Raw genomic sequence first — 12,422 nt, forward strand, 5'->3', positions numbered from 1 at the left:
TACCGACCGGCACAGTCGTAGCCATGACCTCGCAGGAACTGCTTGCCGCCAACGCCGCGCTCAGCGGCGAAGTGCAGCGCTCGCAAGAGGCATTGAAGATCGCGCTGCTGACCGTCGAGAAGCTCAAGGTTGAAGTGGCGTACTTGCGGCGCATGAAGTACGGCCGCTCCAGCGAGCAGCTTGAACACGCTCAGCTTGAACTCGTGGGCGGGCAGCTCGCGCAGCCGGCGGTGACCCCCGCGGTGCCGGGCGAAGACGACGCTGATGGCAAGCACCCTTCCAACGTCACGTCCATCGATCAAGGCCGCAAGAAGCGCCAGGCGCGACAGCGCACCGGCGTGCGCGACTTGCCAGATCATCTGCCGCGGCGCACCGTGATGCATACGCCGCACAGCGGTTGCAACTGCCAGGCCTGCGGCCGCGGTCTTCGCGAGATCGGCCAGGACGTCGCGGAGGTACTCGACTATGAGCCGGGCAGCTTCCATGTTGTGCGCCACGTTCGCCCCAAGCTCGCTTGCGCGAACTGCAGCACGATCACGCAGGTGCCCGCGCCGAGTCGCCCCATCGATCGCTGCATGGCCGGCGCCGGGCTGCTCTCGCACGTGCTGGTGAGCAAGTATTGCGATCACACACCCTTGTATCGGCTGTGCCAGATCTACAGCCGTGAAGGCGTCGAGCTGCAGCGCTCGACCCTGGCCGACTGGGTGGCGCAGGCGGCACGCTTGCTGAGCCCGCTGGCCGAAGCCATCGGCCGCTACGTGTTGGCGGCTGACAAGATCCACGGTGACGACACGCCGATCCGCGTGCTCGGCGGCGCCGGTGCCAAGGCGCGCACTGGACGCCTGTGGGTGTACGTGAGGGATGACCGCCCCAGCGGCGACACAGCGCCGCCGGCGGTGTGGTTCCAGTACTCGGCGAACCGCAGGGGCGAACACCCCGTGCGCCATCTGCGGCACTTCAAGGGAATCCTGCAAGCTGATGCCTTCGCTGGCTACCACCCCTTGTATGAAGACGGCCGGGTGGTCGAGGCGGCTTGCTGGAGCCATGCACGGCGCAAGCTGTGGGACATCCACGAGCGCCAGCACAAGCTCGGCGGAACGCTGGCGCACCAGGCGCTGCAGCGCATCGGCAAGGTCTTCGGGGTGGAAGCCGAGATCCGAGGCAAGCCGCCACACGAGCGAATGCGGGTTCGCCGGGAACGAACCGCTGCAATGCTGGGCGACCTGAAGGCATGGTTCGACACGGCGCTGTCGCAGGTCTCGGCGAAGTCGCCGATGGCGTTGGCGATCGGGTATTCGCTGAGCAACTGGACGGCGCTGACGCGCTTCGTCGACGATGGGCGGATCGAAATGCACAACAACGCGGCCGAGCGCGCGCTGCGCGGCGTGGCGATCGGCCGCAAGAACTACCTGCATCTCGGCTCGGACAACGGCGGGCACAGCGCGGCGGTGATTTACACCTTGATCGGCTCGGCCAAGCTCGTCGGCATTGATTCGCAGGCCTACTTGCGCCACGTGCTCGAGCGCATCGCCGACCATCCGAGCAACCGTATCGACGAGTTGCTGCCGTGGGCGGTCGCCAGTGAGCTTGCCAAGGCGGCGCCGACGAGCTCACAGCCGACTGACAAGCTCGCGGCCTGAGCGCATCGCCGCTGGCAAAATCGCCAGCATGCGTGTCAAGCAGATCGAAGATCTCCCCATGGCCACCAGCGCTGAGCTGTACCAGCTCAGCTGGGTCATCGAGCAACTCATGGCCGACCCCAGGCGCATCGTGCAGGCGCGCTCGCAGTTGCACATGGGCCAACTGGTGAGGTACTGGGACTGGGGGACCGGCAAGCTGCGCGAGGCTCGCATCGCGGCGATGAAAGACCGGCAGGTCACACTGATCGATGAGCAAAGCAAACAGCGCTTCAGCGTGCTGTACGCGGCCGTCGTGCCTGTCGATGATCAGCAGGCAGGCGCGTCACCCTCACCGGCGACTGCCGCACCGCTGAGGCCGCCGCCGGAGATCCATCACAAACAGGACTTCCGCGTCGGCCAGCGCGTGAGCTTCACCGACCAAAGCCTCAAGCGCCACGTCGGAGAAATCGTTCGGATCAACCAGCGCACGGCCACCGTTCACTGCGACGGCCGCGCATGGCGCGTGGCGTTCGCTCTGCTTCAACACGTCACCGACATCACGCCTTAAACCACCCGGCCGTCAACAACGGCCTCGAGCGGACTATTACGTCAGCCCTGAGCCAACACCGTCTCCAGCATCTGACTGACGAATCGCTGCCTGGCCTTGGGTAGCTGCGCGATCGCCTCGATCTGCTGCTGCCACTTGGGCACCGGCCCGCGCTTGCTGCGGCTGGCCTGCTGCCCTTCGCCGAACAACTCCTCCAACGACACCGACAACGTACGCGCCACCGTAGGCAGCGCCGACACCGGAATGCGCCGCGTACCCGCCTCATAGGCCTGCAGCGTCTGCTGTGCCACGCCCAGCGCCTCGGCCAGCTGCGTCTGCGTCAGGTTGCGCGCGCGGCGTAGCTGGGCAATGCGCTCGTGTTGATTTCCGCGCAGGCGTGACCCCCGTTTCCGCTGACGCCTGACCCCGCCAATACGTCAGAGCGCACGCCTGTGGTCCAGAGCATCGCTACGCAAATGCGGGTCAGCACTCGATGGGAAAGCAGGTCAAACGAGCGCGGAAATCCACAGTGCCGCCGGGCCGTAATGGGTGTTGCGGTTGCGAGCTCAGGCCGCTGTAGGGTGTGCGGAAGAGGAGGGCATGACGGCAAGTCAGCATCGCGATTCGTGTGACGTGCTGTCATCTCCATCGCGAATTTGATTGGGCTTGGGCGTGAAGTAGGCGACTGTCACAAGCACGCAACGCGCAGTTCAATGTAGTGAAAAAGACTCACCAAAAATACCTCTTAAGTACTCATTATCGAGCGGCTGAAATCATTGAACTGTTACTTAAGATTTCATTTGAGAAATGCTTGAGAAACTTTCTTCGCCAAATTCAAGCTTCGCAAGCCAGCTGATCCCGGATCGTGTATTCTGAATGTAGGAGGGGGACTACGCTTTTGTGCCTATGCCCCGGCCTGTGGAGGTGTGATTCGTTCAAGTATTTGAGGCGAGTTGCTCCCGGATTCGTGTAACCGAGTGATAGAGGTGTATCGCTCGCTGGCCGAATCTCTCCACCTGAAGGCTTCTAAAAAGAGTGATCGAGGGGGAACTGAATTGCACGCCGATCTGGCTTTGAAAATGATGGCGGACCTGTTCTGGACAGGCCTGCTCCTGTGCCTTCCGCTGCTGGGCCTGACCATGCTGGTCGGCATCGTGATCAGCGTGCTCCAGGTGGTGACGCAGGTCCAGGAAATGTCACTGACCTTCGTGCCCAAGCTCTTCACGGCGGGGGCCGTCTTGATCGTGGCGGGCCCGTGGATGCTGGGCAAGCTCACGCAATTCACGGTCCAGCTCTGGAGCAGCATTCCTTCGATGTTCTGATCGTCGGGAACATCCAGTGAATCCCTCGCAGTCGCCTGCAGCCGCGTCGACGCTGCTCGGAGCCGCGGCCGGTGGCATTGATGCGTCCTGGCTGCTTCTTGTCGGGCTGTTGGCCTTGCGCGTCGCCGCCACCTTTGCGATGACCCCCGTGCTGTATGCGGTGCCGCTGCCGGCCTCAGTGCGGGTGCTGCTCGTGCTTTGTCTGTCCGTTGCGCTCGCCTCTGCGCTGCCTGTGTCTGCCGGCCCCTGGATGGGTTGGGGTGCGCTTCTCTCTGCAGCCTTGTCGGAACTCGCACTCGGTGCGACGCTGGGCTTGGGAATCCTCCTGGCTTTCGGCGCCTTCGCCGTGGCGGGACAGTTGCTCGACGTCCAACTCGGCTTTGGCATTGCGCAAGTCTTTGATCCCGTAACGCAGCGTCCCGTCCCGATCCTCACCTCTGCCTTCGGTTACTTCGCCGTGCTGATGTTCTTCCTGGTCAACGGCCACCACGCGCTGCTGCGCGGCATCAGCTACAGCATCGAACGGTTCCCTGTGGGCGCGCCCTGGTCGATCGCGTATGCGGCAGCGCCGATACTGAAGCAGGCATCGGGGTTGTTCAGTCTGGGCTTCGCGCTTGCAGCGCCCGTCGTGTTCTGCATCCTGCTCGTGGAATTCGCGCTCGGCGTCGTTGGGCGCAACCTGCCGCAGATGAACATGTTCACGATGGGCATCCCGGTGAAGATTCTGGTGGGCCTGGTCGCGCTGTCGCTCTGGTTTGCCGGCATCGGCGGCGTCATGACGCGGGTCTACGCAAGCATCGCCACGACGTGGGATGGCATTTTCGTCGCGGCGCCTTCGCCGCAAGGGCCGGTGCGCTGATGGCCGAGCAGGATCTCGATCGCAACGAGGCGGCCACGCCTTACAAGCTCAAGCGTGCGCGCGAACGTGGACAGGTGGCGAAGAGCACGGATGTCGTGTCGGCCATCGTGTTTGCGGTGGCTGTGGTCTATCTCACCTGGCGCGGCTTCGAAGCGGTGGCGGGGCAGTTTCGCTTCGACCAGGCGCTGTTGATCCACGCGGGCCGCATGGACGCTTCTGGCGCGGGCCTGTGGCCGCTGATCGAGCGCGCACTGCGCGCGGCGCTGATGCTCGCGGCTCCGTTCTTTGCGACCGTCATGCTGGCGGCCATCATCGGCAACATGATGCAGACCGGTCCGATACTTTCCTTTGAGCCGGTCAAGATGGATTTCGATCGGATCAATCCGGTCAACGGCCTCAAGAAGCTGTTCTCGATGCGCGTGCTGTTCGACGCGGCGCGTGCGGTCATCAAACTCTCGCTGCTGACGCTGGTGGCTGTCCTGGCACTCAAGGCGCTCTCAGGCCAGTTCTATGCGCTGGCTTCGCTGTCGGCCAATGGCTACCTTCACATCCTGCTGGACGACCTGTCCAGCGTGGGGCTCAAGATGGCGCTGGTGCTTGGACTCATCGCGCTGCTCGACCTGATGTACACGCGGCGCGAGTTCAGCAAGAAGATGCGCATGAGCCAGCGCGAACTCAAGGACGAAGCCAAGCACCGCGAAGGTGATCCGCGCATTCGCGCCCGCCTGCGCGAGCTGCGCCGGGAGACGCTCAAGCGAAGCCTGGCGTTGCGCCAGACGCGCAATGCGGACGTCGTGATCACCAACCCGACCCATCTGGCCGTTGCACTGAAGTACGAGCATGGCCGGATGACTTCTCCGCTGCTGCTGGCCAAGGGGGCGGGACACATGGCAGCGGCCATGCGCGAGATCGCCGCCCGTCATCGCATTCCTGTGGTGCAGAACCCCGCTCTGGCGCGGCGCATCTACAAGGAGTTGCCCGTCGATCACTCCGTGCCGCCCGAGTTGTATGCGCAGGTTGCACGCATCATCGTCTGGGTCTTTGCGATGCGCGAGCAGCGCCAGGGCCGTGCGGCATCGGGAGTTCAGGCATGAACGCGCTGAGTCGCATCCTGGGCAAGAACAGCGACATCGCGCTCGTGCTGCTGGTGCTCGGCGTGCTCGTGGTGCTTTTTGCGCCCATTCCCAGCGGGTTGCTCGACTTTCTGATTCTGAGCAATTTCAGCTTCGCGTTTCTGGTGCTGCTGCTGACTTTCTACATGGCCAGGCCGGTGGAGTTTTCGACGTTCCCCTCGCTGCTGCTGATCGCCACCTTGTTCCGGCTGTCGCTCAATGTGGCGGCCACGCGGCTGATCCTTTCCGACGGCGACGCCGGCCGGGTCATCGGTGCCATCGGTGCCTTCGTGGTTGGCGGCAACTACGTCATCGGGCTGATCGTGTTCCTGATCCTGATCGTCGTCCAGTACGTGGTGGTGACCAGCGGTGCGCAGCGCGTGTCGGAGGTCGCTGCGCGCTTCACGCTCGACAGCATGCCGGGCCAGCAGATGAGCATCGACGCCGATCTCAACATGGGCTTCATCGATCAGGCCGAGGCCCAGCGCCGACGCAAGAACATCGAGAAGGAGGCCGGCTTCTACGGCGCGATGGATGGCGCCAGCAAGTTCGTCAAGGGCGACGCGATCGCGGGCATCATCATCCTGCTCATCAACATCATCGGCGGGCTGGTGATCGGGGTGATGCAGCATGGCTTGCCTTGGGGCCAGGCGCTGCAGACCTACACGCTGCTGACCATCGGTGACGGCATCGTGACCCAGGTGCCCGCGCTCGTGATCGCTGTGGGCACGGGCATCATCGTGACGCGCTCGTCTTCCGACGCCAACCTGAGCCGCGAAGCCTTGCGCCAGGTGAGTTCATTCCCGAAAACGCTTCTGCTGGTGGCGATGGCACTGGGCGGGCTGCTGCTGCTGCCCGGCATTCCCGCGTTGCCGACCCTCGCGCTGACGGCCTGTTTCCTGTTCGCTGCGACCATGCTGTACCGCGCCGCGAAGAACAAGGCCCTGGAGCCTGGTGGAGCGCAACTGGCCGCTGGCTCGGCCCAGAGTGACGTGCCGTCGGTCGATGGTGCCTCGGGCCCATCAGGTGCCTCCGGCGACGATCCCTATGCACTGCTGCAGGTGGAGCCCATCGAGGTCCACATCGGAAGTAAATGGGTGCCGGTGGTCAACCAGCCCGGCAGCATCCTCATGGAACGCATCGCCACCTTCCGCAAGCAACACGCGCAGGAATTCGGTCTGGTGCTGCCGCGCGTGCGCTTCAAGGATTCGGCTCGGCTGTCGGCCGATCGCTACGAGATCCATCTCGACGGTGTCCTGGTCGGCAAGGGCGAGGCGCGCGCGGACAAGCTGCTGGCCATTCATCCCGCAGGAGACATCAAGTCCATTCCCGGCGAGCCCACGCGCGACCCGACCTATGGCCTTCCGGCGCTCTGGATCGACGAGAGCCAGCGCGAAGCGGCGGGCCGCGCGAAGTACACGCTGGTCGATGCGCCCACGGTCTTCATGACGCATCTCACAGAAATGCTCCGGCGCGAGTCCGCCACGTTGCTCACGCGCGCCGAGGTGGACCGTCTGCTCGCGCGCGTTCGGCAGAGCCAGCCGGGGCTGGTCGAGGAACTCATTCCGACCGTCCTGTCGTCGAGCGACGTCCAGAAGGTGCTGCAGAACCTGCTGCGCGAGAAGGTCTCGGTCCGCCACATCGAGGCGATTCTCGAGACGCTTTCCGACGCGGGGCGCACGAACCGCGATGCGAGCCATCTCACCGAGGTCGTTCGCCAGCGGCTAGGCCATGCAATCTGCCAGGGCCTGCTCGGCGAGGCGACATCGCTGCAGGTCATGACGCTCGACCCTGCGATCGAAAGCCAGTTCCTGCAAAGCGTCCACGTGGCGACGGAAGCCGGCGGAGCGCAGCCCTTCGTGCTCGACCCGCGGCTGTCCGAGGAGCTGATGAAGCGCCTGGTGCAGCAGGCCGAACGCATGATGAAGAGCAACATGCTGCCCGTGCTGCTGTGTGCGCCCGAGTTGCGCCGCCACGTGCGGGCGCTGTCGGAGCGCGTGATGCCGCACCTGCGTGTGCTCTCCATGGCCGAGGTGCCGAACACCATCGAGCTGAAGTCGTTCAGCGTCGTCCAACTATGAAATCCGGGGAGGCACATCCATGAGCGACGTACTGGCCATCAGCCTGAACAGCATGCAGCAGGACATGGCGCGCCTGGAGCGCATCAGCATGAACATGGCCAATGCCACGACGCCCGGCTACAAGCGGGAAGTCGCCACTTCGCTGCCGATGGGCGCGGGCAGCTTTGCCGACGCGATGCGCGGCATCGACGGTGCGCAGGTAGGCTTGCAGGCCGACGCGTCGCCGGGCATCGCGGGGCGGCTCGCCGCGGCCGGGGCGTTGCTGGTACAGACCGACATGCGGCCGGGCACATTCAAATCCACGGGCCAGAGCCTGGACGTCGCACTGGCGGTGCCGGGCTTCTTCGAGATCTCCACTGAAGCCGGCCTGGCCTACACCCGGCAGGGCAGCTGGCAGCTCGACCCCCGCGGCCGGCTCGTCACGGCGCAGGGTCATCCGGTGATGGGGCGCGGCGGCGAGATCGTGCTGACACGCCCCAATCCGGTGATCGATGCCTCGGGCCAGGTGTTCGAGTCGAAACCCGGTGGCGGCGCGGAGGCGACACCCGTGGCCCAGCTCAAGGTCGTGCAGTTCGAAAGCACCCAGGACCTTCGGCGCATGGGCGACAGCATGGTGAGCACGGACCAGGTGCCCACGCAGCTGCCGGACGCCGATGTGCAACTGAAGCAAGGCTTCCTCGAGAACTCCAACGTGAGTTCGATGCGGGAGATGGCGCAGCTGATCCAGTCGATGCGCCATTTCGAATCGATGCAGCGCGTGGCTCTGGGCTACGACGAAATGATTGGCGGCGCGGTCCGCAAGCTCGGCGAGCTTTCCTGATCCGGGCCTCCCCGCAAATTCCTCATCCTTCACCGAGAAACCCCATGTTCGACGCCCTCTACATCAGCGCCACCGGCATGCAGGCGCAGCAGCTCAATGTCGACACCATCGCCAACAACCTGGCCAATGTGAACACCACTGGGTTCAAGAAAAGCAAGGTCGGCTTCACCGACCTCATGGTGCGTGAGGCGGCGCGCCTGATGCCTTCGCAGGAGCAGGCCGGCATTCTGGGCGGCGAGAGCAGGCTCGGTGCGGGTGTGGGCATCGTGTCGGTATCGAAGCTGTTCGATATGGGCGACCTCAAGAAGACCGAGTCGGCCTTCGACATCGCGATCCAGGGAGAGGGCTTTCTCGAGGTGTCGATGCCTGATGGTTCGAGCGCCTACACGCGCGGCGGAACTTTCAAGGTCAATAGCGAGGGGCTGCTGGCCACTTCGGGTGGCTATGCGCTCAAGCCCAACCTCGCGATTCCGGACAACGCCAAGAACATGCAGATCGACAGCGAGGGACGCGTGCGAATCCAGGTGGCAGGGCAGGCTACGCCGGTCGAAGTGGGTCAACTCGACCTGGTGCGGTTCACGAGCCCGTCGGGCCTGCTGCCCCAAGGTGACAACCTCTACCGAGCGAGCCCGGGTTCGGGCGAGGCGATCTCCGGCAAGCCGACCGAAGACGGCATGGGTAGCCTGGCCCAGGGCTTCCTCGAAGGCTCGAACGTCAAACTGACCGAGGAGATGGTCAACCTGATGGTGGCCCAGCGCGTGTATGAAGCCAACGTGAAGGTCATGCAAGCGTCGGACGAGATGCTGGGGATGATCAATGGCCTGCGCAAGTAGCAACGCCGGGGCCGTGCTGCTGGCCCTGTGCATGTCCGGCGTAGCGGCAGGCGCTTTCGCTGCTCCGTCCGCAGGCGATGGCTCGGTCGCGATCGAGCTGCGCCCCTGGGTCAAGGTCGAGCAGGCCAGCGTTCGTCTGGGCGACATCGCCTTTCTGACTTCGCGCGACCTGCCTACCCTGCGCAGGCTCATGGCACTGCCCATCGGCACGGCACCTCGGCCCGGTTCTCCTGCGGTTCTGGATCGCGACACCGTCGTGCAATGGGTCGAGGCGCGCAGCGGAATGCGCTCGGCGGAGCGCGACGCGGCTTCGACCTCTGCGATCCGGTGGAGTGGATCGAGCGAGACAACCATCGAGACCGCGGCGCAGGAGCTGTCCGGCGATGTGGTGGTCGATGCGGCGCGTTCGGCGCTTCTTGGCTGGTTGTCCCAACGCAGCGTGAGGGCCGACGTGCAACCCGTGTCCACGGCGCGCGACCTGATGCTGCCGGCGGGTACACCGGTGCTGCGGGTGCGGCCGCTTTCCAGCCAGGCCGTGCCATCCAAGCGCATGCTGGTCTGGGTCGATGCCTGGGTCGACAACCGTTTCGTGCGCACGACGGCCGTGACTTTCGAGGTGGACGCCTGGGCGCCAGCGACCGTTGCGACGACGGGCCTGGGCAGTGGGGCGGCCGTCGACAGCGTCATGCTTCGAGGTGCGACCACCAACCGCGATGTCGATCTCACGAAGATCCCGCACGGCACGCCGCTCCTGGTGGCGGGCGACGCCAAATCGGAACTTGAAGCGGGTCGCCAACGCCTGCGTCGGCCGCTGAAACCGGGCGAGGCACTGACGACCTCGCACCTGGAAGCCGTCCCCGCCGTCGTGCGGGGCAACTGGGCACATCTGCTGGCGCGCAGTGGCGACGTGTCCGTCGAGAGCCGTGTCGAAGTGCTGCAGGACGGGCGCGAAGGGCAGGTCGTGCGCGTCAAGGTGCCGGGTTCCAGCGGTGAAGTGCTTGCGCGCGTGACAGGCCCCGGTCAGGTCGAGGTGCAGCCATGAGCACCCGCCTGCAGCCTGTCCGGGGCGGTCTGCTGTTGTCGCTGGTGTTGGCCGCAGCCCTGTCGTTCGCGCAGTCGGCTGCTGCGGAAAGCCTCTACCAGGAGGGAAGCTTTCGCCCTCTCACCGCGGACAACAAGGCCTTCCGGGTGGGCGATTCGCTCACGATCCAGGTCTTCGAGAACTCCTCGGCGACGACGAGCGCCAACACCGGCACGCGGCGCGCCAACGACATCAGCGGCTCGGTCACCCAGACCGGCAACCGGGTGGTGGGGCAGCTGGGTATCGGCGTCACCGGCGAGTTCGACGGCGGCGGGCGCACCCAGCGCGCCAACAAGCTGCTGGCGACGCTGACCGTGACGGTGCTGGAGGTGCTGGCCAACGGCGAGCTGCGCGTCGCCGGCGAGCAGTTGCTGACGGTCAACGAGGAATTGCAGAAGGTCAACCTCGAAGGGCGTGTGCGCCCACAGGACATCTCCGACGGCAACGTGGTTCTCTCGACTCGCCTGGCCGACGCCCGCATCACCTATGTGGGCGAAGGCGATGTGTCCGACCGCACGCGCCGCAGCGTCTGGCGGCGTGTTTTCGATTGGCTGGGGCTGTGATGCGTCAAACGATTGTTCCCTTCATGGGCCGGCTTGTCGGTTGCGCGACGATGGCGATGGTGGTCGCGCTGTGCGCCGCGGCGCCGACCGCTCGGGCCGCCGAGGCCGTGCGCGTCAAGGATCTCGGCAAGCTCAAGGGCTGGCGCGACAACGCGCTGTTCGGCACCGGCATCGTGACGGGTCTCGCCGGCACCGGCGACTCGCCCTCCAATCGCACGACGCGCCAGTCGCTGGCCAACGTGCTGTCCCAGTTCAACCTGACGATTGCGCCCGAAGCCGTGCAAAGCCGCAACGTTGCCGTGGTGATGGTCAGCGCCGCGTTGCCGACCTTCGCGCGCGAGGGCGATACGCTCGATGTCACGGTCAGTTCGGCCGGGGATGCACGCAGCCTGGTCGGTGGCACGCTGTTGATCACGCCGTTGAAGGGCGCCAATGGCCGCGTCTATGCGCTGGCCCAGGGCGGCCTGGCCGTCGGTGGCTATCGGTATGACGCCAATGGCAACGTGGTGCAGAAGAACCATCCGACCGCCGGTTCGATTCCCAATGGCGCCACGGTGGAAGTGGGCCTCAATGCGTCCATGCTCGACGAACGGCAGAGCGTGACCTTTGTTCTGTCGGAGCCCGATTACACGACCGCCAACCGCGTTGCCAATGCCATCAACAGCCAGCTCGGAGGCAGCCTCGCGAAGGCGCGCGATGCTTCGGGGATCGAGATCGCCGTGCCGCCCGCGCAGCGCGATGAACTGGTCAGCCTCTTCACGCGTATCGAGAACGTGACCGTCGAGCCCGACCGACGTGCCAAAGTGGTCATCAACGAACGCACGGGTACCGTGGTGTCGGGTGGCGATGTGCGCATATCGAAGGTGGCGATCTCTCACGGCGACATCAAGATCGCGATCTCCAGCCAGAACACAGCTTCTCAGCCGATGAACATCTGGAACGGCGGCTCGGACATCCGTACGGCCATCGTGACCAATACGCGCGTTGACGTCGACGAGCCCAATGGCACCGGCTTCGTGACGGGCAGCAACACCGTCTCCGATCTGGTGCAGTCGCTCGCCCGACTCAAGACCAGCACGCGCGATGTGATCTCCATCCTGCGCGCCGTGAAGGCGGCGGGCGCCCTGCACGGCGAACTCGTCGTGCAGTGACCGTTCATTCCCGACAGTTTCATTCCCACAGCAATGCCTCGGAGACAGACATGACAGACGGAATAGAGGCCGTGACCCGATCAGCGCTGGCCCTGGCGCTCGACGCGGCCAGCCTGCGCCAGCAGGCGATATCGACCAATATCGCAAACGCCAACGCGATCGGCTATGTGCCTCAGCGCGTGAGCTTCGAGGCCCAGTTGGCCGACGCCCGGCGCAGCATCGAGCAGTCGGGGCGGCTCGATGCCTTTGCGTTGAATCAGGTACGCCCGCGCGTCGAGCCCGCGGTGGATGCCACTGGCGTTCCGGCCCAGGTGCAGCTGGACGTCGAAGCGGCCGAGATGGCGCGCAACGCCGTGCACTACCAGGCGCTCGTCAAAGGTCTCTCGCGGCACTTCGCGATTCTTTCGATGGCAGCGGGCGACGGCAGAAAGTAA

General features: G+C 65.0%; 13 protein-coding genes. 12 read left to right on the forward strand and 1 reads right to left on the reverse strand.

Going from position 1 to position 12,422, the window contains the following annotated elements; genetic code table 11:
• Positions 1 to 38 precede the first annotated feature (38 nt).
• Entirely contained in the window at positions 39 to 1,640 is a 1,602-nt protein-coding gene (gene tnpC / locus ACTG4X_RS13510; protein ID WP_440534390.1) for an IS66 family transposase, read from the forward strand.
• Between the two features lie 58 nt (positions 1,641 to 1,698).
• Complete coding sequence (locus ACTG4X_RS13515; protein WP_257014540.1) at positions 1,699 to 2,187, forward strand: hypothetical protein; 489 nt, start codon at positions 1,699 to 1,701, stop codon at positions 2,185 to 2,187.
• A 41-nt stretch (positions 2,188 to 2,228) separates the two neighbouring features.
• Here the strand turns inward: ACTG4X_RS13515 and ACTG4X_RS13520 are convergent, their stop codons facing one another.
• Entirely contained in the window at positions 2,229 to 2,600 is a 372-nt protein-coding gene (locus ACTG4X_RS13520; protein WP_440534391.1) for a helix-turn-helix domain-containing protein, read from the reverse strand.
• Positions 2,601 to 3,152: 552 nt separating this feature from the next.
• Here ACTG4X_RS13520 and ACTG4X_RS13525 point away from each other — a divergent pair.
• The 10 genes from ACTG4X_RS13525 to ACTG4X_RS13570 are packed head-to-tail and all read left to right on the forward strand — an operon-like array spanning position 3,153 to position 12,422.
• The gene (locus tag ACTG4X_RS13525; RefSeq protein ID WP_440534002.1) at positions 3,153 to 3,488 is read left to right on the forward strand and encodes a flagellar biosynthetic protein FliQ; all 336 of its coding nucleotides are present in this window, start codon (positions 3,153 to 3,155) and stop codon (positions 3,486 to 3,488) included.
• Between the two features lie 16 nt (positions 3,489 to 3,504).
• Positions 3,505 to 4,347, forward strand: a complete 843-nt coding sequence (locus tag ACTG4X_RS13530) for a flagellar biosynthetic protein FliR (RefSeq protein ID WP_440534003.1) — start codon at positions 3,505 to 3,507, stop codon at positions 4,345 to 4,347.
• A complete protein-coding gene (locus ACTG4X_RS13535; RefSeq protein WP_440534004.1) occupies positions 4,296 to 5,441 on the forward strand; it encodes an EscU/YscU/HrcU family type III secretion system export apparatus switch protein in 1,146 nt (381 codons plus the stop codon). The genes ACTG4X_RS13530 and ACTG4X_RS13535 overlap by 52 nt, the downstream gene beginning before the upstream one ends.
• Positions 5,438 to 7,540: a flagellar biosynthesis protein FlhA gene (gene flhA / locus ACTG4X_RS13540; RefSeq protein WP_440534005.1), complete on the forward strand. Its 2,103-nt coding sequence runs from the start codon at positions 5,438 to 5,440 to the stop codon at positions 7,538 to 7,540. The genes ACTG4X_RS13535 and flhA overlap by 4 nt, the downstream gene beginning before the upstream one ends.
• Before the next feature lie 19 nt (positions 7,541 to 7,559).
• On the forward strand, positions 7,560 to 8,360 hold the full coding sequence (locus ACTG4X_RS13545; protein ID WP_440534006.1) for a flagellar hook-basal body protein: 801 nt from the start codon (positions 7,560 to 7,562) through the stop codon (positions 8,358 to 8,360).
• A 44-nt stretch (positions 8,361 to 8,404) separates the two neighbouring features.
• Entirely contained in the window at positions 8,405 to 9,193 is a 789-nt protein-coding gene (gene flgG, locus ACTG4X_RS13550; RefSeq protein WP_440534007.1) for a flagellar basal-body rod protein FlgG, read from the forward strand.
• A complete protein-coding gene (gene flgA, locus ACTG4X_RS13555) occupies positions 9,177 to 10,235 on the forward strand; it encodes a flagellar basal body P-ring formation chaperone FlgA (RefSeq protein WP_440534008.1) in 1,059 nt (352 codons plus the stop codon). Before flgG ends, flgA begins: the two co-directional genes overlap by 17 nt.
• On the forward strand, positions 10,232 to 10,837 hold the full coding sequence (locus ACTG4X_RS13560; RefSeq protein WP_440534009.1) for a flagellar basal body L-ring protein FlgH: 606 nt from the start codon (positions 10,232 to 10,234) through the stop codon (positions 10,835 to 10,837). The genes flgA and ACTG4X_RS13560 overlap by 4 nt, the downstream gene beginning before the upstream one ends.
• Before the next feature lie 23 nt (positions 10,838 to 10,860).
• Complete coding sequence (locus tag ACTG4X_RS13565) at positions 10,861 to 11,988, forward strand: flagellar basal body P-ring protein FlgI (RefSeq protein WP_440534010.1); 1,128 nt, start codon at positions 10,861 to 10,863, stop codon at positions 11,986 to 11,988.
• Positions 11,989 to 12,038: 50 nt separating this feature from the next.
• Positions 12,039 to 12,422 carry a flagellar basal body rod protein FlgB gene (locus ACTG4X_RS13570; RefSeq protein WP_440534011.1) on the forward strand — a complete coding sequence of 128 codons (384 nt, stop codon included), beginning with the start codon at positions 12,039 to 12,041 and terminating at the stop codon, positions 12,420 to 12,422.

The organism is Variovorax sp. YR566 (genome assembly GCF_051992195.1).
Classification (GTDB): domain Bacteria; phylum Pseudomonadota; class Gammaproteobacteria; order Burkholderiales; family Burkholderiaceae_C; genus Variovorax.